Here is a 21,194-nt window from a genome sequence, read left to right as displayed (position 1 = left end):
ACCTTGCGTGGGGGTCAACCCACGGGACTCTAGTGCCGCGCGCAGGCGCCGTGCCGGGCGTCGCGGGCCGGGCGGGGCGGGGCTTTGCGAACGGCCCTGGCCCGGCGCGCTCTGGCCCGGCGCCGCCCTAGCCCGGCGCGCCCGAGCTGTAGCGCCGCAGCAGCGGCGACAGCACCAGCACCGACTTCGTCCGCTCCACGAACGGCTCGCCCGCGATCCGCTCCAGCACCCGCTCGAAGTGGCGCATGTCGGAGGCGAAGACCTGGACGATGGCGTCCGCCTCACCGGTGACGGTGGAGGCGGACGCCACTTCCGGGTAGCGCGACAGGCCGCGGTGGATCGCCTCGGGCGAGGTGTTGCGGCGGCAGTAGATCTCGATGTAGCCCTCGGTCTCCCAGCCGAGCGCGGCCGGGTCCACCCGTACGGTGAAGCCGGTGATCGCTCCGTCGGCCCGCAGCCGGTCCACCCGGCGCTTGACGGCCGGTGCGGACAGCCCGACCTCCTGGCCGATGTCGGCATAGCTGCGGCGGGCGTCCTCGGCGAGGGCGTGGACGATGCGTTCGTCGAGATCGTTCAGTCGCACTGCGGGTGGATCACTTCTCTGATGTGGCCAATCGGGAGCGGCGCATGCCGTATCCGAAGTAGACCACAAGGCCCACGGCCATCCAGACACCGAAGACCACCCAGGTCACCGTCTCCAGGCTGTACATCATCCACAGGCACAGCAGGAAGCCGATCGCCGGGAAGAGCGGGGAGAGCGGCGTACGGAAGGACCGCGGCATGTCGGGGCTCTTCCGGCGCAGCACGATCACGGCCACGTTGACCAGCGCGAAGGCGAAGAGGGTGCCGATGCTGGTGGCGTCGGCCAGCTGGCCGAGCGGCACCGCGGCGGCGAGCACTCCGCAGAACAGCGAGACGATCACCGTGTTGGCGCGCGGCGCGCCGCTCTTGGGGTGCACCTTGGAGAAGACCTTGGGCACCAGGCCGTCGCGGGACATCGCGAAGAGGATCCGGGTCTGGCCGTAGAGCACGGTCAGCACGACGCTGGCGATGGCGACGACCGCGCCGAAGGCGAGCAGCACCGCCCACCAGCTCTGTCCGGTGACCGCCTTCATGATCCCGGCCAGTGCGGCCTCGGAGCCCTTGAACTTCTGCCACGGCATCGCGCCCACGGCGATCGCCGCGACCAGGCAGTACAGGGCGGTGACGATCACCAGCGAGAGCATGATCGCGCGCGGCAGGTCGCGCTGCGGGTTCTTGGCCTCCTCGCCGGCGGTGGAGGCGGCGTCGAAGCCGATGTAGGAGAAGAACAGGGTCGCGCCCGCGGCGCTGACGCCCGCCATGCCCATCGGCATGAAGTTCGCGTAGTTGCCCGAGTGCACGCCCTGGATGGCGACACCGCAGAACAGCAGCAGCGCGACGATCTTGACGGCCACCATGATGGTGTTGGCCCGGGCGCTCTCCTTGGCACCGCCCAGCAGGAACACCATCGCCAGCAGCACCACCAGCAGCGCCGGCAGGTTGAAGATGCCGCCGTCGCCGGGCGGCGCGGACAGCGCGTCCGGGATGGTGAAGCCGAAGAGGCCGTCGAGCAGCTCGTTGAGGTACTCGCCCCAGCCCACCGCGACGGCCGCGACCGAGACGCCGTACTCCAGGATCAGGCACCAGCCGCAGACCCAGGCGACCAGCTCGCCGAGGGTGGCGTAGGCGTAGGAGTAGGACGATCCGGAGACCGGGATGGTGCCGGCCAGCTCCGCGTACGACAGCGCCGAGAACAGCGCGGTGATGCCGGCGAGGACGAAGGAGATCACGACCGCGGGCCCGGCGTCGGGCACGGCCGTGCCGAGGACCACGAAGATTCCGGTGCCGAGCGTGGCACCGATGCTGATCATGGTCAGCTGCCATACGCCCATGGAGCGGCGGAGCGAACCGCCCTCCCCCTTGCCGCCCTCGGCGACCAGCCGCTCGACCGGCTTGCGCCGCATCAGCCGGGTGCCGAGACCTCCGGGGACGGGTGGCTGGGTGTCGCGGTCCCCTGCGGGTGGGGCTGCGCCGTGCTCCAACACTGGGGTGGCTCCTTCATCGCTGCCGGTCAAGGCGGGTTCGGAGGACGGCGACCGGCAGCGGCCAGGTTGCAGGCATGCCGAAGCCACCTGCAGCAGGAGACCGCCGAGCAGGCGGTCTCCGCCACTCCACGTACTAGCGAGGACCCTACGTTCCGCCGCTGAGCTGCCGTAATGCGGGTTCCTTGCGCAACTGCGAATGATCGTTGCGCGCCACGGTGAAGGGCGGAGGTTCGTTGCGTTTCGGGCGGCGGTCGGGCGGTCGGCGAGGTCGGTGTCCGAGGGGTGGACACCCGTGGTGCCTACACCCGGCCGAGCGGTGTCCGGATACGCGAGCGGCCCCGCACCGAAACGGTGCGGGGCCGGTGAACCGGACCGGCGGAGCCGCTGAGCGGCCCCGTGGCGGATCAGCTCCAGCTGTCGTGGAGCGGCTTGCCCTCGGCGTAGCCGGCGGCGCTCTGCACGCCGACCACGGCCTTCTCGGTGAACTCGGCCAGGGAGGCCGCGCCCGCGTAGGTGCAGGAGCTGCGGACGCCCGCGATGATCGAGTCGATCAGGTCCTCGACGCCGGGGCGCGCCTGGTCGATGAACATCCGGGACGTGGAGATGCCCTCCTCGAAGAGCCCCTTGCGGGCCCGGTCGTAGGCCGACTCCTCGCTCGTCCGCCGCTGCACCGCACGCGCGGAGGCCATGCCGAAGCTCTCCTTGTACGGGCGGCCGTCGGCGGTGTGCTGGAGGTCGCCGGGCGATTCGAGCGTGCCGGCGAACCAGGAGCCGATCATGACGTTGGAGGCGCCGGCGGCCAGCGCCATGGCGACGTCGCGGGGGTGGCGCACACCGCCGTCGGCCCAGACGTGCTTGCCGTACTTCCTGGCCTCGGCGGCGCACTCCAGCACCGCGGAGAACTGCGGCCGGCCGACACCGGTCATCATGCGGGTGGTGCACATCGCGCCCGGTCCGACACCGACCTTGATGATGTCCGCGCCGGCCTCGATCAGATCGCGGACGCCCTCGGCGGCGACGATGTTGCCCGCCACGATCGGGACCTGCGGGTCCAGCGCCCGGACGGCCTTGATCGCGCTGATCATCGACTCCTGGTGGCCGTGCGCGGTGTCCACGACGAGCGTGTCCACGCCGGCGTCCAGCAGCGCCTTGGCCTTGCCGGCCACATCGCCGTTGATGCCGACGGCGGCGGCGATCCGCAGCTTGCCGTTGGCGTCCGTGGCGGGGGTGTACAGGGTGGCGCGCAGGGCGCCCTTGCGGGTCAGGATGCCGACCAGCATGCCGTCCGCGTCGACCGCGGGCGCGAGCTTGCGGTTGGCGGCGTCGAGGCGGTTGAAGGCCTCGCGGGGGTCGATGTCGGCGTCCAGGACCAGCAGGTCCTTGGACATGACCTCGGCGACCTGGGTGAAGCGGTCCACCCCGGCCAGGTCGTGCTCGGTGACGACACCCACCGGACGGCCGCCCTCGACGACGATGCCCGCGCCGTGCGCCCGCTTGGGCAGCAGCGCCAGCGCGTCGGCGACGGTCGAGACCGGGGAGAGCACGATCGGCGTGTCCAGCACCAGGTGGCGGCGCTTGACCCAGGTGACCACGTCGGTGACGACGTCGATCGGGATGTCCTGCGGGATGACGACCAGGCCACCGCGGCGGGCGACGGTCTCGGCCATCCGGCGGCCGGCGATCGCCGTCATGTTGGCGACCACCAGCGGGATGGTCGTGCCGCTGCCGTCGGGCGAGGACAGGTCGACACCCTGGCGGGAGCCCACGGCGGAGCGGCCGGGCACCATGAACACATCGTCGTAGGTCAGGTCGTAGGGCACCGAAGAACTCTCTTCGAGCGCGCCGTTCTTCGGATTCAGGAATCGCATATGGCCAGGATACGGGCCCTGACCAGGGCTCATACGATTGTCCGAGCCGCCGCTGGGCCGTGTGTGCGATCCGCCAACGGGGCATCCGCCCCGTATCCGGGCCGCCCCTGGTCAGGCCGCTACGCCCCCTGCCGGCCCCGCCCGCGGGCCATGATCACGGCCAGTCCGGTGTCCGTGTCCCGCCAGTAGCCGACCGCGTCCGCGAGGACGGACTCCACGATGCTCCAGTCGTCGGGGGCGGCGGCCGCGTAGCCCTGCCAGTCGGTGACGACCAGCAGCCGACCGCGGTCGGCCGGGCACCACGACAGGTCGGTGAGGCAGTCGGCGAGCGCGTCCCAGTTGTGGCCGAACCACGACGGCAGCCGCAGCGCGTCGGCGCACCGCTGCAGGAAGGCGGCCTTGTCCCGGGCGCCGTCCAGCTCCAGCGACGCACCGGTCCAGCCGGCGTCCCGGGCGGCCGCCAGGGCGTCGGCCACCGGGCGCTCGGCGGGCCAGGTCAGCACCCCGGGGGGCGTACTGCCGTCGAGCACCGCCTTCAGCGGCCGCGGCACCGTGCCCGTCATCGCCGTACCGCCTTGCCGGTCATCGCAGCACCGCCTTGAAGCTTCGGTAGTGGTCGTCGGTGTAGTACGTCTCGTGGCCCCGGCCGGTGACCAGGCGGCGGGCGCCGCGGTCCGGCGAGGCGGGGGTGGGGACCGTGTACTCGTGGTAGTAGCCGCGCGCCTGACGGGGCAGCAGCCGCTCGCGGTTGCCGAAGACGGTCCCGTCCTGCCGGTAGGGGAAGGGCCCGCCGGCGTCGATGAGCCGGAGGGTGTCGCGCGCCTGGGAGGGCAGTGCGCCGACCGGGACGACCGGCATGCCACGCGCCCAGTCGGGGACGGCGGAGGTGCCCGGCGCGGGGGTGGCGACGGTGGCCGCGGCCCGCGGCGATCCGGGCGAACTCCCCTTGCCGCCACCGCCGGTGGCACATCCGGCGAGGACGAGGAGCAGACCGGCGAGCAGCGCGCCGAGGACGGCGGCGGCTCGGCGCGGGACGGAGTGGATCTCCATGGCGCCGATGCTGTCACAGGCGCGGACGAGCCGCTCGCCGATGGGCGCCTCGGGGGTGGACGGCGGCGAGCGCGTCGGGGGTGGCCGGGCTCCGCCGCCACCCGGTGGGCGTCACGCCCCGTCGGGATCCGCCCGGTCCAGCGCCGGCCGCGGCCCGGGGCCGGTCTCCAGCAGCAGGTGGTCGGCGGCGGCGGTGTCGGTGACCAGGCTCGTCACCAGCCCGGAGCGCAGCACCGCGCCGATCGCCGCGGCCTTGCGCCGGCCGCCCGCGATGGCGACGACCTCCGGGATGCGGCGCAGCCGGTCCGCCTCGACCGTGATGCACCGCTCGCCCAGGTCCCGGCCGATCCGGCGGCCCTCGGCGTCGAAGAGGTGCGCGGACATCTCGGCGGCCGCGCCCAGCGAGGCGTAGTGCTCCCGCTCCTGCTCGCTCAGCATGTCGTAGACGGTCGAGACGCCCGGCTCCCAGGAGCCGATGGAGACGCAGGCGACGGTGACCTTGTCGAAGTACTCGAAGGCGCGGGCGATGCCGGTCTGCCGGCGCAGCGCCTCGGCGGTCGCCGAGTCGGGCAGCAGCATCGGCGCGTAGATCGGGTGCGCCTCGCCTCCGGAGACGTCGGCCGCGCGGCGCACCGCCTCGACCGAGCCGCGGTCGGCGGTGCCCGCGTCGTACACCCCGGTCAACTGCACGACGGTGCACGGCGGGAGCCGGTGCAGCGCGGCCGCCATGTGAATGGTCGACCGGCCCCAGGCGAGCCCGAGCACATCGCCCTCGGTGACCAGCTCGCCCAGGAGGTCGGCCGCGACCTCACCGAGGTTCTCGGGGTCGGCGGCGTCCTCGGGCGGGGTCTGGCCGCCGAAGGCGGGGGGAGCGTCCGCGGGCGACTCGACGACCACGGCGTGCCGCAGGCCGTAGCGGGCCCGCAGGGCGTCGGAGCGCTCGGCGTCCAGTTCGGAGGGCACCCGGATCTCGATCCGTACGAGGTCGCGCTCCAGTGCCGTCTCCAGCACCCGCGCGACCTTGAAGCGGCTGACGCCGAACTCCTCCGCGATCTGGATCTTCGACTTTCCCTCAAGATAGAAACGGCGGGCCATGGCCGCAGCCTGCACCAGCTCGGCAGGGCCCATTCCGGACTGTGGGCGGCTGGCTACCACGAAATTCTCCCCTTTGGCGCATCTGATCGAGTCTTTGCTCATCCTTTCAGAAACCCGAGGCCAACGGGGACCATCGGCGCCTCGACGGTCGTGAACGCTCGATTGCGCCCCGGACAACGGGCGGCGCGGCCGGGCCACGAGGGCATCCCCGTGGCGCGCACCGTCCGGGCCGCCGGCCCCGTATCCCGAATCAGTGCGCGCAGCCCCAGCCCGCCGCCGCGGTCGCCGCCTCGGCCTTCTCCCGCAGGTCCCGCACCGCCTTGGCCGGGTCGTCCGCGCCGTAGACCGCCGAACCGGCCACGAACACGTCGGCGCCGGCCTCCGCGCAGCGCTCGATCGTCGAGGCGGAGACCCCGCCGTCCACCTGGAGCCAGAGCTGGAGCCCGTGCCGGGAGATCAGCTCACGGGTGCGGCGGATCTTCGGCAGCATGATGTCCAGGAACGCCTGGCCGCCGAAGCCCGGCTCCACGGTCATGATCAGCAGCATGTCCAGCTCGGGGAGCAGGTCCTCGTACGGCTCGATGGGCGTGGCCGGCTTGAGCGCCATCGACGCCCGCGCGCCCTTGGCCCGGATCTCCCGCGCCAGCCGCACCGGCGCGGCCGCCGCCTCCGCGTGGAAGGTCACCGACCCGGCCCCGGCCTCGATGTACTGCGGCGCCCAGCGGTCCGGGTCCTCGATCATCAGATGCAGATCGAGCGGGGTGTCCGTCGCCTTGCTCAGCGACTCGACGACCGGCACGCCGAGGGTGAGGTTCGGGACGAAGTGGTTGTCCATGACGTCGACATGCAGCCAGTCGGCGCCCTCGACGGCCTTCGCCTCCTCGGCGAGCCGGGCGAAGTCTGCGGACAGGATGCTGGGGTTGATCAAGGCCATGGGACCAGTATGGCGTCCTGGCCCGGCGGAGCCGGAGCCGGGACCGCCCAGGGCGGCCTCCTCGCCCACCGGGCCCGGCGCCGCCCGCCCCGTCCGCCGTCCGTCCCCGTCCCGCGTCCCCCTGTGGGCTTTCGTTCTTTGAGGCCCCTTCGAGCCGACTGATCTGGAGACTCTGATTCGTCTCATCCAGAGGCCAGCCCGATTCCGTCTCAGGATCTTGGCCCGTACAGACGTTAGCGGCATCAATTCGCCGTGGGCGAGCGATGATCGCGGACTTCCCGCTGCACGGGCCATTCCATCTTGTCTCAGGATCTTGTCTCAGGATCTTGGCCCTTGAGCTCTGGCCATGGACTCCTCCGCGAGTTGGCGTCCCGCCGGTAATGCTGCCGGATTGAACGCTAGGCAATGATTACGGTTCGGGGAGTCTCAGTTCGATCACTGCCGGGGCCTCTGTGACGCCTGTTGCCTTCAGGTAACCGATCGCGTACGCGCGCGGCGCCGTCATGCCGGCACTTTGTCCAGGAAACCGCGTACGTCCTGGATCCGGCCCGACTCGTCCAGCACCAGGACGTCGAATCCGATCACCAACGGCTCGGCTCCCTCCGGGCCCAGGCCCCAGCGGAAACGCACCTGACGATGGTGGGCGTCGACCTCACCGACCTGGGTGAAGACGAACCCGGGGAACTGCGCCTGGACGCCATCGACGACCGCCGCGATCCCATCGTGGCCAGAGACCTCTGCCATCGGATCGGTGTAGGTCGCCGCGGGCGACCAATGCTTGGAGAGCAAGGCCGCACGCTCGTCGCCGGTCGCGTTCCAGGTGGCCAGGTACTGCTGCACGACAGCCTTCATGATCAATATTCTCCCGTTCATTTCGCTCGGCTGATGTCCAGCATCCTGGCCCGGTCCCGGTCGGCAGAGCCATGACCTCACAAGTCATGGCCACCCGGACATGACCCCTTAGGCTCATGGGCATGAGCGTTACAGCCGAAGCCCCGCCGGTTGGTGCGCTGTTGCGGACCTGGCGTGAACGACGCCGCTTCAGCCAGCAGGAGCTGTCCAACCGATCGCGGGTCTCCACCCGGCACCTCAGCCGGGTGGAGACCGGCAAGGCACACCCGACGCCGGAGATGCTCATGCACCTCTCCGACAACCTCGACGTGCCGCTGCGGGAACGCAACCGGCTCCTGCTGGCCGCCGGCTACGCACCGCGCTATCAGGATCACCGATGGGACGACGTATCGATCGCGGTAGTGATGGATGGTCTGCGCCAGCTCCTCGACGCCCACCTGCCGTACCCCGCGCTGCTGTTGGACGATCACTGGGACATCATCGACGCCAACGCTGCCGTTGATCAGCTACTGACCGGTTGCGCGCCGGAGTTGCTGGAGCCGCCGATCAATGTGGTCCGGGTCTGCCTCCATCCGGACGGGCTGGCCCGCCGGATCGGCAATCTCGCGGAGTGGGGCAGCCACCTGCGGCAACAGGTGAGTCACCGTGCCGAGCGCACCCATGATCAGCACCACCACGAGCTTGCCGCGGAGATCGCCAGATACCTCGGCAAACCCGATGCCTCCACCCCCCTCACAGGGCCGGTGATCACCCTCGAAATCGACGTCGACGGTAACCCGCTCCGATTCTTCAGCACCTCCGCCACCCTCAGCACCGCCACCGATGCCGCCTTGGAAGGGCTGCATCTGGAGACATTCCTGCCAGCCGACGACGAGACCCGACGCCGGTTCGACAGGGGCCACGGAAAATGAGAAAGGGGCATTCATTCTGAGACAACACAACAGTTGTTGTTGTCCCCCTTCGTCCCTCAGCCCGTGCGCCGCAGCAGCGCCAGATACATCGCGTCCGTGCCGTGCAGATGGGGCCACAGCTGGACGTCCGGGCCGTCGCCGAGCGCCGGTACGCCCGGCATCAGCGGCCGGGCGTCGACCCACTCCACCTGCACCGGCGCCCCGCCGCGGCCCTTGACGACGTCGTCCACCACGGCCCGGGTCTCGGCCGGGTGCGGCGAACAGGTCGCATAGCCCACGACGCCGCCGACCCGCACCGCCGCGAGCGCCTGCCGCAGCAGCTCGCGCTGCAGCGGCGCGAAGCCGTCCAGGTCCTCCGGCCGCCGCCGCCAGCGGGCCTCCGGCCGCCGGCGCAGCGCCCCCAGGCCGGTGCACGGCACGTCCATCAGGACCCGGTCGAAGGCACCGGGCCGCCAGGCGGGGCGGGTGCCGTCGGCGGCGATCACCGTGTACGGGCCGGGGTTGCCCTCCAGCGCACGGGCCACCAGTCGCGCGCGGTGCGGCTGCTTCTCCGACGCCAGCAGGGCCGCGCCGCGCTCCGCGGCGAGGGCGGCCAGCAGCGCCGCCTTGCCGCCGGGGCCCGCACAGCCGTCGAGCCAGGCGCGGTCGGGCCCCTCGACCGGCGCGTTCGCCAGCGCCAGGGCGACCAGCTGGCTGCCCTCGTCCTGCACACCGGCGCGCCCCTCGCGCACCGGGTCGAGCGCGCCGGGCTCGCCGCCCTCCGCGAGCCGGACCGCGTAGGGCGACCAGCGCCCGGGCAGTGCGCTCTCCTCGCCGGCGGCCGCCATCAGCTCCTCGGTGGTGGCCCGGCCGGGCCGCGCCACCAGCGTGACCTCGGGGCGCTCGTTGTCCGCCTCCAGCAGGTCCTCGATACCGGCGCGGCCGCCGCCGAGGGCGTCCCACAGCGCCGAGACGATCCAGCGGGGGTGGGCGTGCACGACACCGAGATGCTCCTCGGGGTCCTCGTCGTACTCGGGGGCGACCCGCTCCAGCCAGCCGTCCAGGTCATGGGCGGCGACCTTGCGCAGCACCGCGTTGACGAACTTCGCCCGGCCGTCGCCCAGCACCACCCGCGCCAGCTCGACGGTGGCGCTGACCGCGGCATGGGTGGGGATCCGGGTGCCGAGCAGCTGATGCGCGCCGAGCGTCAGCACGTCCAGGACCGGCGGGTCCACCTCCCGCAGCGGCCGGTCCACGCACTGCGCGATGATCGCGTCGTACGTCCCCTGGCGCCGCAGCGACCCGTAGACCAGCTCCGTCGCCAGCGCCGCGTCCCGGCTGTCGAAGCCACCGCCCTCACGGGCCTTGCGCAGCAGCGGCGGCATGACGAGGTTGGCGTACGCGTCCCGCTCGTCGACGGCCCGCAACGCCTCGAACGCGAGGATCCTGACCGGGTCCTTCTTCGGGCGGCGATGGGGCTTGCTGGGGCGACGGCGAGGCTGCTCACTCACAGAAAAGGTGCTCCGGATACGGGATAAGGGGTTACGCCCACATAGGGGCCCGTCCCAGCCTACGCGGCCCGGACGACGGCAGCCTGCGGGGATGGCGGGCGACGGCTTGCGCGGATGACGGGCCGTGGCTTGCGGCGGCTGCTGCGGGTTCGCGGTGGCGGGCGCCGTCAGAACGCCTCCCCCACCCGCAGGAATACCTCCCCACCCCACCACGTTGTGGCCCGCAAGGGGCGCCCGCACCCCCTACGGGATGTGTTCGCCCGCCCCCTAAGGCCCGCCCCGCCCCGTATCCCTTAGGGCATGTCCCCCAGTCGCTCGCCCTTCTCGATGCGTACGCCGCGCGCCCAGTCCGCCGCCTTCATCGGCTTCTTGCCCTGCGGCTGGACCCAGACCAGTTCGATGGGGTGGCTGCCGGTGCCGGCGTACACGGCCTTCTTCGTGACGGCCAGTTCGCCGGGCGCGAGGCCGGGTTCGCCGTGCCCGGCGCCGGAGGCGGCCGACATCAGCTTGAGGCGCTCGCCGCGGAAGACCGTCCAGGCCCCGGGCGCGGGCGCACAGCCGCGGATCACCCGGTCGACGCGGAGCGCCGGCGTCGTCCAGTCCACCTTGGCGTCCTCGACCTCGATCTTCGGCGCGAGCGTGATCCCCTCGGCCGGCTGCGGTACGGCCTGGAGCGAGCCGTCCTCGATGCCGTCCATCGTCGCGACGAGCAGTCCGGCACCGGCGAACGCCAGCCGGGTGAGCAGATCGCCGCTGGTGTCCGTCGAACGGACCTCCTCGGTCAACACCCCGTAGACCGGGCCGGAGTCCAGCCCCTCCTCGATCAGGAAGGTCGAGGCACCGGTCACCTCGTCGCCCGCGAGCACCGCGTGCTGGACGGGCGCCGCGCCCCGCCACGCGGGCAGCAGCGAGAAGTGCAGATTGACCCACCCCTGGGCGGGGATGTCCAGTGCGACCTTCGGCAGCAGCGCACCGTAGGCGACCACCGGGCAGCAGTCCGGCGCGATCTCCCGCAGCCGGGCCAGGAAGTCCTCGTCGCGCGGCTTGAGGGGCTTGAGGACCTCGATGCCGGCCTCCTGCGCGCGCTGTGCGACGGGGCTGGCGACCAGCCTGCGTCCACGGCCGGCTGGCGCGTCGGGCCTGGTCACGACGGCCACGACGTCATGCCGGTCCGAGGCGATCAGGGCATCGAGGGCGGGTACGGCGACCTCGGGGGTACCGGCGAAGACAAGCCTCATAGGTGGCGATCTACCTCTCACACGCAGCGGAACGACACACCAGTCTATGGGGCTTGGCCCCGGTCACAGCGGTGGATACAGGGGGCGTACGACATTTCCCGCGCCTCGCACGCAAGCTCGTACGCCCCCATACCGTGACCAGAGCCGCTGCTGTCGCGTTGGTCAAACAGCATTGACCCAGAGCGGGCCGCCTCGGCGGCCCGATCGCATTAACCCCTTCCTTTTCCACGCCGGTTCGAGAGGCTTGCTCATGGCCGACCACGCAACCCACGACGCCCAGGCGCGCGCCAGCCTGCATCTCCTGGTGCGGGACATCGAGCGGGTCCGCCGGCAGGTGGACGCACTGCGCACGCTGACCGCTCAGCTCGGCAACGTCTACCGGCCGCGGCGGACCGGACCCTCCGCGGGCTTCGTCGTCTACGGACGCGCGCCCGCGCCGACCGTGCGGCTCGCCCAGGAGTTGCGGGACAGCGTCGAGACACTTGTCACGGCCGCGGTCGACTTCGACCGTTCGCTGGGCTTCTCGTGGGACGCGGTGGGCTCGGCGCTCGGCGTCACCAAGCAGGCCGTGCACCGCCGTTACGGCGCCCGCAGGGCCGCCGCCGCCCAGCCCGCGGCCGACAGCGGCGGCGAGCCGGCGGTGCGTTCGCCCGAGTCCTCCCCGACCCGCGCGGTGACCATGGCCACCGGGCTGCCGAGCACGCCGTCCGTGCCCGGCTCCCGCTCACTGCCCGCCCAGCCCTCCGGTCCCGCCGCCCGCGACGAGGCGACCCGCCCGGGCGCCTTCCCCGGCCCCCGCAACGGCTGACCCCGCTTCACCGGCCACACCGGGCGCGGTCCTTCGCACGCTCGCCAACGCTCCGGGACCGAGCGCCGGCTACGGTCCCGGGGCGGCGCCATTTCTACGGGGCCCTCCGCGGTGCTACGTCCGTGCTACGTCCGTTGCGCCATGTTTTTTGTGCTCCCTGTCCGCGGCGCGAGAGCGGCGCCCGGTACGGAGCGGGCGGCCTCCGGCAGCTGCGAGGAGCAGGTGGTCCCGCCCCCGGCCGGCCCCGCTCACCCCAGGTCCGGCGGGTCGATCCGTACCCGTACCGCCTCTCCCTCCCGCTTGACCAGCCGGGCCGCCCGGGCCGCCTTGAGCGCCGCGGCCAGCGCCGTCCCCTGGCCGGGACGGACCCGTACGAGCGCACGCTCCCACTCCTCACCGGCGGGCGGGTCGCCCGGCCGGCGCGGCCGCCCGGGCTCGGGCACCGGTAGCGGCACCGGCCCCAACACCTCGGCGCCCGCGGGGAGTTCGGCGGCCCTCAGCAGTTCGACGACATCCTCGGCGCGGCCGGTCACCGAGGCCATCCGGGACACCGGGGGGAACCCCAGCTCGGCCCGCTCGGCCAGCTCGCGGACCGCATGGCCGACCGGATCCCAGCGCACCAGCGCCTGAACGGGGCGCAGCGTGGGCTCCGCGATCACCGCGACCGTGCCGCCCTCGGCCTGGCCGCGGACCAGCGCGGCGGCGCCGAGCCAGCGGCGCAGCGCCTCCTCCCCGGCCCGCAGATCCGGGCGCCCGAGCAGCGCCCAGCCGTCCAGCAGCAGTGCGGCCGCATAGCCGTCGCCCTCGGCCACCGGCTCCGCGCCCGGTGTGCTCACCACGAGCGCGGGCGCTTCGGGGACCGAGGCCAGCACGTGGTCGCGCCCGGACGTCCGCACCGGGACCGCCGGAAAGGCCCGTCCCAGCTCCTCCGCCGTCCGCCGCGCCCCCACGATCTGGGCCCGCAACCGGGCGCCACCGCACTCGGCGCAGTGCCAGTCCGGCTCCGGACGTCCGCACCATGCGCAGCCCAGCTCCCCCGCGGCCTGCGCCTCCAGCGGGCCGGCACAGGCCCGGCACCGCGCCGGGGTGCGGCAGCGTTCGCATGCCAGCCGTGGCGCATATCCGCGGCGCGGCACCTGCACCAGCACCGGCCCGCGCTGGAGCCCTTCCCGCACCACCTGCCAGGCCATCGTCGGCAGCCGGGCCGCCCGCGCCGCGGCATCGCGCGCCTCGTCGCCGTCCCCGACCGTACGCACCCGGGGCGCCGCGGTCCGCACCTGCTCGCGCTCCGCCGCCAGCGGCCGCGCCCAGCCGGTCTCGACCAGCTGCGCCGCCTCGACCGTGCAGCTCAGCCCGCCCAGCAGGAAGCCCGCCCGCTCGCTCACCGACCGCTGGATGAGCACCTCGCGGGCATGCGGCTGCGGCGCATGGGGATCGCTGTGGCTGGCGTCCCCGTCGTCCCACAGCGCCACCAGCCCCAGATCGGCGACCGGCGCGAACATCGCCGCCCGGGTCCCGACGACGGCGCGCACCGAGCCCCGGCTGACCGCGAGCCAGCGCCGATACCGCTCCTCGGGCCCCGCGTCGGCGGTCAGCAGGACGTGCCGCCCCGCCCCGATCAGCTCACCGAGCGCCGCGTCCACCCGGGCCGCGGCCCGCCCGTCCGGCACCACCACCAGGGCCCCGCGGCCGCCGGCCAGCGCCGCGGCCACCGCCCGCGCCAGCTCCTGCGGCCAGGTCGCCCCCGGCAGCGCCGTCCACACCGCGCGCGGCGCGTCCCCGCGCGCGAGGGCCGCCAGGAAGCCGGGCCCGGCCGCATACCGCTCCCAACTCCCGGGATCGGGCGGCGTGTTGGGCGGCAGTGGCTCGGGCGACGGCTTGGCCTCCGCGCGCGCCCGCCTGGGCGGCACCGCCAGCTGCACCACATCGGCCAGCGTCCCCGCATACCGGTCCGCCACGGCCCGGCACAGCGCCAGCAGCCGCGGGCTCAGCACCCGCTCCGGCGACAGCACCTGGGCGATCGGCGCGAGCACCCCCCGATACTCGCTCTGCGCCACCCGCTCCACGATGAACCCGCTGACGAGCTTGCCGCCCTCCCGGCGGCCCCCCTTCTCCCCCGCCCCGAACCGCACCCGCACCCGCACGCCGGGCTGCGCCTCGGCGTCCATCGCCGCCGGCACGGCATAGTCGAAGTAGCGGTCGAGGTGCACCAGCCCCTTGTCGACCAGCACCCGGGCCACCGGCAGCTCCGCGGCCAGCTCGGCCCCCCGCCACGTCCGCGGCTTGGCCCGCTCGGCCTTGGTCTCCCGCACGGCCTCCCGGATCAGCGCCAGCTGCTCCCCCACTTCCGACGCCCCCTCCTCCGCTCGCCCGTTCTGCCTGCTCACAGCTTCAGTCTTAGCAGACCGCACTGACAGCCAGCGGCGGCGAGCAGCCGCACAGCGGACAGCGCACGGCCCCGGGCCGCTGAGCGGTCCGGGGCCGTGCGCTGCGTCGGCGAAGGGGCTTCTTACAGCCCGGCGGCCTTCTGCAGGGCCTCCACGCGGTCCGTGCGCTCCCAGGTGAAGTCCTCCAGCTCACGGCCGAAGTGGCCGTAGGCGGCGGTCTGGGAGTAGATCGGGCGCAGCAGGTCGAGGTCCCGGATGATCGCGGCCGGGCGGAGGTCGAAGACCTCGGCGATGGCCTGCTCGATCTTGTCGGTGTCGACCGTGGCGGTGCCGAAGGTCTCGACGAAGAGGCCGACCGGCTCGGCCTTGCCGATGGCGTAGGCGACCTGGACCTCGCAGCGGGCCGCGAGGCCGGCCGCGACGACGTTCTTGGCGACCCAGCGCATGGCGTAGGCGGCCGAGCGGTCGACCTTGGACGGGTCCTTGCCGGAGAAGGCACCGCCGCCGTGGCGGGCCATACCGCCGTAGGTGTCGATGATGATCTTGCGGCCGGTCAGGCCCGCGTCACCCATCGGGCCGCCGATCTCGAAGCGGCCGGTCGGGTTGACCAGGAGGCGGTAGCCGTCGGTGTCCAGCTTGATGCCGTCCTCGACGAGCTGGTTGAGGACGTGCTCGACGACGAACTCGCGGATGTCGGGTGCGAGCAGCGAGTCGAGGTCGATGTCGCTGGCGTGCTGCGAGGAGACCACGACGGTGTCGAGGCGGACGGCCTTGTTGCCGTCGTACTCGATGGTGACCTGGGTCTTGCCGTCGGGGCGCAGGTAGGGGATGGTCCCGTTCTTGCGCACCTCGGACAGGCGGCGGGAGAGCCGGTGCGCCAGGTTGATCGGGAGCGGCATCAGCTCGGGCGTCTCGTCGCAGGCGTAGCCGAACATCAGGCCCTGGTCGCCCGCGCCCTGCCGGTCCAGCTCGTCGTCATCGCCCTCGACGCGGTTCTCGTACGCGGTGTCGACACCCTGGGCGATGTCCGGGGACTGCGCGCCGATGGAGACCGAGACGCCGCAGGAGGCGCCGTCGAAGCCCTTCTTGGACGAGTCGTAACCGATGTCCAGGATCTTGTTGCGGACGAGGTTGGGGATGTCGGCGTACGCCTTGGTCGTCACCTCGCCGGCCACATGGACCAGGCCGGTGGTGATCAGCGTCTCGACGGCGACCCGGGAGGTCGGGTCCTCCTTGAGGAGGGCGTCGAGGATGGTGTCGCTGATCTGGTCAGCGATCTTGTCGGGGTGGCCCTCGGTCACGGACTCCGAGGTGAACAGGCGGCGGGACACATCGCTCCCTGGGGTTGCAGCGGCTGCTGGCTGATCATTGGCGGAAGGGCCGAGAGCTGCGCTCGGCCCGATCCACTCGCCAGTTTATCGGTCGTATGTGGCGTTCGGGCACGCGGTCTCGATTTATGGACCCCTCGTGACCTGCAACACCACGCCTCACGGTAGGACGATCACCTTGAGTATGGGTCGGGTCAAGGGGACACGCCGGTTTTCGTGGGGCTATTGGGGTGACCGATAGGCGAGATTCGGCCGTCCGGCCAGGAGCAGGCCCGGAACCTAGGCCAGGCGCGGGGCCACCAGGTCCCAGACGGTGTCTGCCAGGGCTTCCTTGGGGCCGTACGGGACCGGGGTCTCGGTGCCGTCGGCAGCCAGGATCACCGCCTCGTTCTCGGCCGAGCCGAAGGTCTTGTGCTCGCCGACCTCATTGACGACCAGCAGGTCACAGCCCTTGCGGGCGAGCTTGGCGCGGCCGTTGGCCAGCACATCGTCGGTCTCCGCGGCGAAGCCCACGACGATCTGCCCGGGGCGGGCGCGGTCGGCGGAGAGCTCGGCGAGGATGTCCGGATTCCGGACCAGGGTGACTGGTTCCGGCTCCTGGCCCTCGACCTTCTTGATCTTGCCGGTGGTGTAGACGGCGGGACGGAAATCGGCGACGGCCGCGGCCATGACGACCGCGTCGGCGTCCGCCGCGGCCTTCAGGACGGCCTCCCGGAGCTGGCGGGCGGTGCCTATGCGCAGTACGTCCACCCCGGCGGGGTCGGGCAGCTCGGTGTTGCCCGCGACGAGCGTGACCCGGGCGCCGCGGGCGGCCGCGGTCGCGGCGAGCGCGTAGCCCTGCTTGCCGGAGGAGCGGTTGCCCAGATAGCGGACGGGGTCCAGCGGCTCACGGGTGCCGCCGGCGGTGACGACCACATGGCGGCCCGCGAGGTCCGGCGCCGAGGCGCCCTGTGCGCCGCGGGCCAGGACCCGGCGGCAGAGTTCGAAGATCTCGACCGGGTCGGGGAAGCGGCCCTTGCCGGTGTCGATGCCGGTCAGCCGGCCGACGGCGGGCTCGATGACGATCGCGCCGCGGCGGCGGAGCGTGGCGACGTTCTCCTGCGTGGCGGGGTTCTCCCACATCTCGGTGTGCATCGCGGGGGCGAAGACCACCGGGCAGCGGGCGGTGAGGAGCGTGTTCGTCAGCAGGTCGTCGGCGAGGCCGTGGGCGGCCTTGGCGAGCATGTCGGCCGTACAGGGCGCGACCACGACGAGGTCGGCGGCCTGGCCGATGCGGACGTGCGGCACCTCGTGGACGGACTCCCAGACCTCGGTGGTGGCCGGGTTGCCGGACAGCGCCGACCAGGTGGCCTCACCGACGAAGTGCAGCGCCGAGGCGGTGGGCACCACCCGTACGTCGTGCCCGGACTCGGCGAGCCGCCGCAGCAGCTCGCACGCCTTGTACGCGGCGATGCCGCCGCTGACACCCAGGACGACCCTGGGCCGCTCCCGCTCCCGCTTGTCCATCGCTTCGCCGCTCCCCGAGCTGAAGGTCCGTAGGTCCGTACGCCCCTATGACACACCAAAGGCCCGGCGGTCGCTCCCCCGGCTCAGACGCCGGGCGGTGCCCCTTGCCGGGCCCTTGGTGACGTAACGCTGCTTACTGCGCGGGGCCCTCGATGGCCTCGGAGGTCAGCAGACCCGCGTTGATCTCGCGGAGCGCGATCGAGAGGGGCTTCTCGTGGACGTGCGTGTCGACCAGCGGGCCGACGTACTCAAGCAGGCCCTCGCCGAGCTGGGAGTAGTACGCGTTGATCTGGCGCGCGCGCTTGGCGGCGTAGATCACGAGGCTGTACTTCGAGTCGGTGGCCTCGAGAAGCTCATCAATGGGCGGGTTGATGATGCCCTCGGGTGCGGTGATGGAAGAGGACACTCTCTACCTTCCGAAAGGGGATGAAGCCTGGGTGTCACACGCCTTTGTGCCCTGGGGCACGGCGCAAAATCTCGGTCGGTCCGGGGGCCGGTGCAGCTCCGCGGCGTCAGCCGCCGGTGTTCGGCTCCTCGGATCGATGCAGCATCAAGGCTAGCAGCTCACGGCTGACGTCCTCGACGGAGGTGTTGACGAGCGTCGCGTCGAACTCCTTCTCCGCGGCCAGCTCGACCCTGGCGACCTCCAGCCGGCGCTCGATGACCTCGGGCGCCTCGGTGCCGCGGCCGGTGAGCCGGCGGACCAGCTCGTCCCAGCTCGGCGGGGCCAGGAAGACCAGGTGGGCCTCCGCCATGGACTCGCGGACCTGGCGGGCGCCCTGCAGGTCGATCTCCAGCAGGACCGGCTCGCCGGACTCCAGACGGTCCAGCACCGCCTTGCGCGGGGTGCCGTAGCGGTTGCCCGCGAACTCGGCCCATTCGAGCAGCTCGCCGTTGGCGACCAGCTTGTCGAATTCCTCGTCGTCGACGAAGAAGTACTGGACACCGTGCCGCTCCCCGGGCCGCGGCTTGCGGGTGGTGGCCGAGACCGAGAGCCAGACCTCGGGGTGGACCTTGCGCATATGCGCGACGACCGTGCTCTTGCCGACCCCGGAGGGGCCGGAGAGCACGGTCAGTCGCGGTTGTCTGGCCGGGGGCGCGGGGGTCGTCCCCCCGGAGACTGCAGAACTCATGCAGCGATTATTCCAGCTTCCCGGTGATGCCGGAAAATTCAGGAAGCGGTGCTGCCGAACTCGCGCTCCAGCGACGCGATCTGGTTGGAGCCAAGACCCCGGACACGGCGGCTCTCGGAGATCCCGAGTCGCTCCATGATCTGCTTGGCGCGGACCTTGCCGACGCCCGGCAGGGACTCAAGCAGGGCGGAGACCTTCATCTTGCCGATGACGTCGTTCTCCTGGCCCTGCTTGATGACCTCGTGGAGGGATGCACCGGAGTGCTTGAGCCGATTCTTGACCTCGGCGCGCTCCCGGCGAGCCGCGGCGGCCTTCTCGAGCGCGGCTGCGCGCTGTTCAGGGGTAAGGGGCGGAAGAGCCACGCCTACGTCACCTCGGATGTCGAACTGTCGGATACGGACCGGTGTGGAACCTAGTCGCCCCACAACTGCGGAGCAACGAGCAACGCGCTTACGTGCAGTGCTCTCGACGGAGACTAGCGGCCGATCGCGTCAGAGTCAGCGAGAACAGACGAAAAGTCCTGGTCAGACTCTGCTGACCAGGACAATTCGGGACCAAAGTCCCCGCTGGAAGCTCCCTAACCGAGCGCGCTGCGCACTTCGCCGGCGAATCGGTCCGCCGCCGCGCGCAGCGCCGCGACGTCCGGGCCGTGCCGCAGCACCCCCCGGCTGACGCTCGGGACGACATTGCGCACCGCCTCGCCGAAGACGGTCGGGAGGTCGGCGGGGGTGGCACCCTGCGCGCCGATGCCCGGAGCCAGCAGCGGGCCGTTGATCGCCAGATCGAACGAGGAGAGATCGCCGAGCGTGGCGCCGACCACCGCGCCGAAGGAGCCCATCGGCTCGGCGCCGGCGTTCTCGGCGGCGAGGTGGCCGAGCATGGTCGCGGCGATCGTGCGGCCGTCCTCGCGCACCGCCCGCTGGACCTCGGCGCCCTCCGGGTTGGAGGTGAGGGCGAGGACGAAGAGCCCGCAGCCGTTCTCCCGCGCCAGATCGACGGCCGGCCGCAGCGAGCCGTAACCGAGGTACGGGGAGACCGTCAGGGCGTCCGAGAACAGCGGCGAGTCGGCGCGCAGGAAGGTCTCGGCGTACGCCGCCATGGTCGAGCCGATGTCGCCGCGCTTGGCGTCCATCAGGACCAGGGCGCCGCGCTCGCGCGCCTCGACGACGGCGGTCTCCAGCACGGCGAGGCCGCGCGAGCCGAAGCGCTCGAAGAACGCCGCCTGCGGCTTGAAGACCGCGACCTGCTCGCCGAGCGCCTCGACGACGGTGCGGGTGAAGCGGGCCAGGCCCGCGACATCGTCGTTCAGGCCCCAGTCGGCCAGCAGGGAGGCGTGCGGGTCGATGCCGACGCACAGCGGGCCGCGCTCGTCCATGGCGCGGCGCAGGCGCGCGCCGAAGGGCTGCTGGATCATGAGGACGAGGTCACCTTCTTGTGCTCGGCGCCGACCGCGTCGGCGAGGGTGGCGTACGGGCTGTTGCGCAGCCGCGCGGCGAGCCCCTTGTGGATCGCGCGGCACCAGAACGGGCCCTGGTAGATGAACGCGCTGTAGCCCTGGATCAGGGTGGCGCCGGCCAGGATGCGCTGCCAGGCGTCCTCGGCGGTCTCGATGCCGCCGACGCCGATCAGGGTGACCCGGTCGCCGACGCGGGCGTAGAGGCGGCGCAGCACCTCCAGGGAGCGCTCCTTGACGGGCGCGCCGGACAGGCCGCCGGTCTCGGCGATCACCTTGGGGTCGGAGGTCAGACCGAGGCCCTCGCGGGCGATGGTGGTGTTGGTGGCGATGATCCCGTCCAGGCCCAGTTCGACGGCGAGGTCGGCGACCGCGTCGATGTCGGCGTCGGCGAGGTCCGGGGCGATCTTGACCAGCAGCGGGACCCGGCGGTCGGTGACCGTGCGGTCGGCGGCCTCGCGGACGGCGGTCAGCAGCGGGCGCAGGTGCTCGACGGCCTGGAGGTTGCGCAGTCCCGGGGTGTTCGGGGAGGAGACGTTGACGACCAGGTAGTCGGCGTGCGGGGCGAGCCGCTCGGTGGAGGTGACGTAGTCGCCGATCGCCTCGGACTCCGGGACGATCTTGGTCTTGCCGATGTTGACGCCGAGGGTCGTCGGGAAGACCGGGTTGCGGGCCGCCAGCCGCGCCGCGACGGACGCGGAGCCGTCGTTGTTGAAGCCCATGCGGTTGATCAGCGCGCGGTCCGGCACGAGCCGGAAGAGGCGCTTCTTGGGGTTGCCGGGCTGCGGCTGGGCGGTGACGGTGCCGATCTCGACGTGGTCGAAGCCGAGCATGGCCATGCCGTCGATGGCGACGGCGTTCTTGTCGAAGCCGGCGGCCAGGCCGAAGGGGCCGTGCATCCGGCGGCCCAGGGCCTCGGTGCGCAGCTCCTTGTAGCGGGGCGCCAGGGCGGCGGCGAGGAAGGTGCGCAGCACGGGGGTGCGCGCGGCGCACCGGATCCAGCGGAAGGCCAGGTGGTGGGCCTGCTCGGGGTCCATGCGCTGGAAGATCAGTCGGAAGAAGAGGCGGTACATCG

General features: G+C 72.3%; 20 protein-coding genes. 2 read left to right on the top strand and 18 right to left on the bottom strand.

Annotated elements, in window-relative coordinates:
* Positions 1-127: 127 nt before the first annotated feature.
* From ACZ4NB_RS04765 to ACZ4NB_RS04730, 8 genes are all read right to left on the bottom strand, one after another.
* Entirely contained in the window at positions 128-583 is a 456-nt protein-coding gene (locus ACZ4NB_RS04765; protein ID WP_393487901.1) for an Lrp/AsnC family transcriptional regulator, read from the bottom strand.
* Positions 584-593: 10 nt separating this feature from the next.
* Positions 594-2,066, bottom strand: a complete 1,473-nt coding sequence (locus tag ACZ4NB_RS04760; protein ID WP_467658299.1) for an amino acid permease — start codon at positions 2,064-2,066, stop codon at positions 594-596.
* A 404-nt stretch (positions 2,067-2,470) separates the two neighbouring features.
* Complete coding sequence (locus tag ACZ4NB_RS04755) at positions 2,471-3,934, bottom strand: GuaB1 family IMP dehydrogenase-related protein (protein WP_467658298.1); 1,464 nt, start codon at positions 3,932-3,934, stop codon at positions 2,471-2,473.
* A gap of 119 nt (positions 3,935-4,053) precedes the next feature.
* The gene (locus ACZ4NB_RS04750; protein ID WP_467658297.1) at positions 4,054-4,497 is read right to left on the bottom strand and encodes a barstar family protein; all 444 of its coding nucleotides are present in this window, start codon (positions 4,495-4,497) and stop codon (positions 4,054-4,056) included.
* 19 nt (positions 4,498-4,516) lie between these two features.
* Complete coding sequence (locus ACZ4NB_RS04745; RefSeq protein WP_467658295.1) at positions 4,517-4,984, bottom strand: guanyl-specific ribonuclease; 468 nt, start codon at positions 4,982-4,984, stop codon at positions 4,517-4,519.
* Positions 4,985-5,095: 111 nt separating this feature from the next.
* Entirely contained in the window at positions 5,096-6,112 is a 1,017-nt protein-coding gene (locus tag ACZ4NB_RS04740; RefSeq protein WP_399144071.1) for a sugar-binding transcriptional regulator, read from the bottom strand.
* A 217-nt stretch (positions 6,113-6,329) separates the two neighbouring features.
* On the bottom strand, positions 6,330-7,013 hold the full coding sequence (gene rpe, locus ACZ4NB_RS04735; protein WP_407285839.1) for a ribulose-phosphate 3-epimerase: 684 nt from the start codon (positions 7,011-7,013) through the stop codon (positions 6,330-6,332).
* 501 nt (positions 7,014-7,514) lie between these two features.
* Positions 7,515-7,865 carry a nuclear transport factor 2 family protein gene (locus tag ACZ4NB_RS04730; RefSeq protein ID WP_467658294.1) on the bottom strand — a complete coding sequence of 117 codons (351 nt, stop codon included), beginning with the start codon at positions 7,863-7,865 and terminating at the stop codon, positions 7,515-7,517.
* Between the two features lie 122 nt (positions 7,866-7,987).
* Here ACZ4NB_RS04730 and ACZ4NB_RS04725 point away from each other — a divergent pair, with 122 nt between their 5' ends.
* Positions 7,988-8,776, top strand: coding sequence for a helix-turn-helix domain-containing protein (locus ACZ4NB_RS04725; RefSeq protein ID WP_467658293.1), 789 nt, complete (start codon positions 7,988-7,990; stop codon positions 8,774-8,776).
* 56 nt (positions 8,777-8,832) lie between these two features.
* Here the strand turns inward: ACZ4NB_RS04725 and ACZ4NB_RS04720 are convergent, their stop codons facing one another.
* Together ACZ4NB_RS04720 and fmt are read right to left on the bottom strand one after the other, a co-directional pair.
* A complete protein-coding gene (locus ACZ4NB_RS04720; RefSeq protein WP_467658291.1) occupies positions 8,833-10,266 on the bottom strand; it encodes an RsmB/NOP family class I SAM-dependent RNA methyltransferase in 1,434 nt (477 codons plus the stop codon).
* Between the two features lie 293 nt (positions 10,267-10,559).
* Positions 10,560-11,504, bottom strand: a complete 945-nt coding sequence (gene fmt, locus ACZ4NB_RS04715) for a methionyl-tRNA formyltransferase (protein WP_467658290.1) — start codon at positions 11,502-11,504, stop codon at positions 10,560-10,562.
* A gap of 250 nt (positions 11,505-11,754) precedes the next feature.
* Between fmt and ACZ4NB_RS04710 the strand changes: the two genes are divergently transcribed.
* On the top strand, positions 11,755-12,312 hold the full coding sequence (locus ACZ4NB_RS04710; RefSeq protein WP_467658289.1) for a hypothetical protein: 558 nt from the start codon (positions 11,755-11,757) through the stop codon (positions 12,310-12,312).
* Between the two features lie 248 nt (positions 12,313-12,560).
* On the opposite strand, the gene ACZ4NB_RS04705 is transcribed toward ACZ4NB_RS04710, so the two are convergent.
* From ACZ4NB_RS04705 to ACZ4NB_RS04670, 8 genes are all read right to left on the bottom strand, one after another.
* The gene (locus ACZ4NB_RS04705) at positions 12,561-14,699 is read right to left on the bottom strand and encodes a primosomal protein N' (protein WP_467658287.1); all 2,139 of its coding nucleotides are present in this window, start codon (positions 14,697-14,699) and stop codon (positions 12,561-12,563) included.
* Positions 14,700-14,821: 122 nt separating this feature from the next.
* The gene (metK, locus tag ACZ4NB_RS04700; RefSeq protein WP_384485054.1) at positions 14,822-16,030 is read right to left on the bottom strand and encodes a methionine adenosyltransferase; all 1,209 of its coding nucleotides are present in this window, start codon (positions 16,028-16,030) and stop codon (positions 14,822-14,824) included.
* A gap of 276 nt (positions 16,031-16,306) precedes the next feature.
* Positions 16,307-17,533: a bifunctional phosphopantothenoylcysteine decarboxylase/phosphopantothenate--cysteine ligase CoaBC gene (coaBC, locus tag ACZ4NB_RS04695; RefSeq protein WP_467658286.1), complete on the bottom strand. Its 1,227-nt coding sequence runs from the start codon at positions 17,531-17,533 to the stop codon at positions 16,307-16,309.
* Positions 17,534-17,666: 133 nt separating this feature from the next.
* Positions 17,667-17,939, bottom strand: a complete 273-nt coding sequence (gene rpoZ, locus ACZ4NB_RS04690) for a DNA-directed RNA polymerase subunit omega (protein ID WP_005319902.1) — start codon at positions 17,937-17,939, stop codon at positions 17,667-17,669.
* 106 nt (positions 17,940-18,045) lie between these two features.
* Positions 18,046-18,666, bottom strand: a complete 621-nt coding sequence (gene gmk / locus ACZ4NB_RS04685; protein ID WP_467658285.1) for a guanylate kinase — start codon at positions 18,664-18,666, stop codon at positions 18,046-18,048.
* Positions 18,667-18,704: 38 nt separating this feature from the next.
* Entirely contained in the window at positions 18,705-19,028 is a 324-nt protein-coding gene (locus ACZ4NB_RS04680; RefSeq protein WP_006607450.1) for an integration host factor, read from the bottom strand.
* A gap of 215 nt (positions 19,029-19,243) precedes the next feature.
* Complete coding sequence (pyrF, locus tag ACZ4NB_RS04675) at positions 19,244-20,080, bottom strand: orotidine-5'-phosphate decarboxylase (protein ID WP_467658284.1); 837 nt, start codon at positions 20,078-20,080, stop codon at positions 19,244-19,246.
* Positions 20,077-21,192: a quinone-dependent dihydroorotate dehydrogenase gene (locus ACZ4NB_RS04670; RefSeq protein ID WP_467658283.1), complete on the bottom strand. Its 1,116-nt coding sequence runs from the start codon at positions 21,190-21,192 to the stop codon at positions 20,077-20,079. The genes pyrF and ACZ4NB_RS04670 overlap by 4 nt, the downstream gene beginning before the upstream one ends.
* Positions 21,193-21,194 lie beyond the last annotated feature (2 nt).

This window comes from Streptomyces sp. NPDC026575 (assembly GCF_055567415.1).
This window is presented reverse-complemented; position numbering and strand designations above follow the sequence as displayed.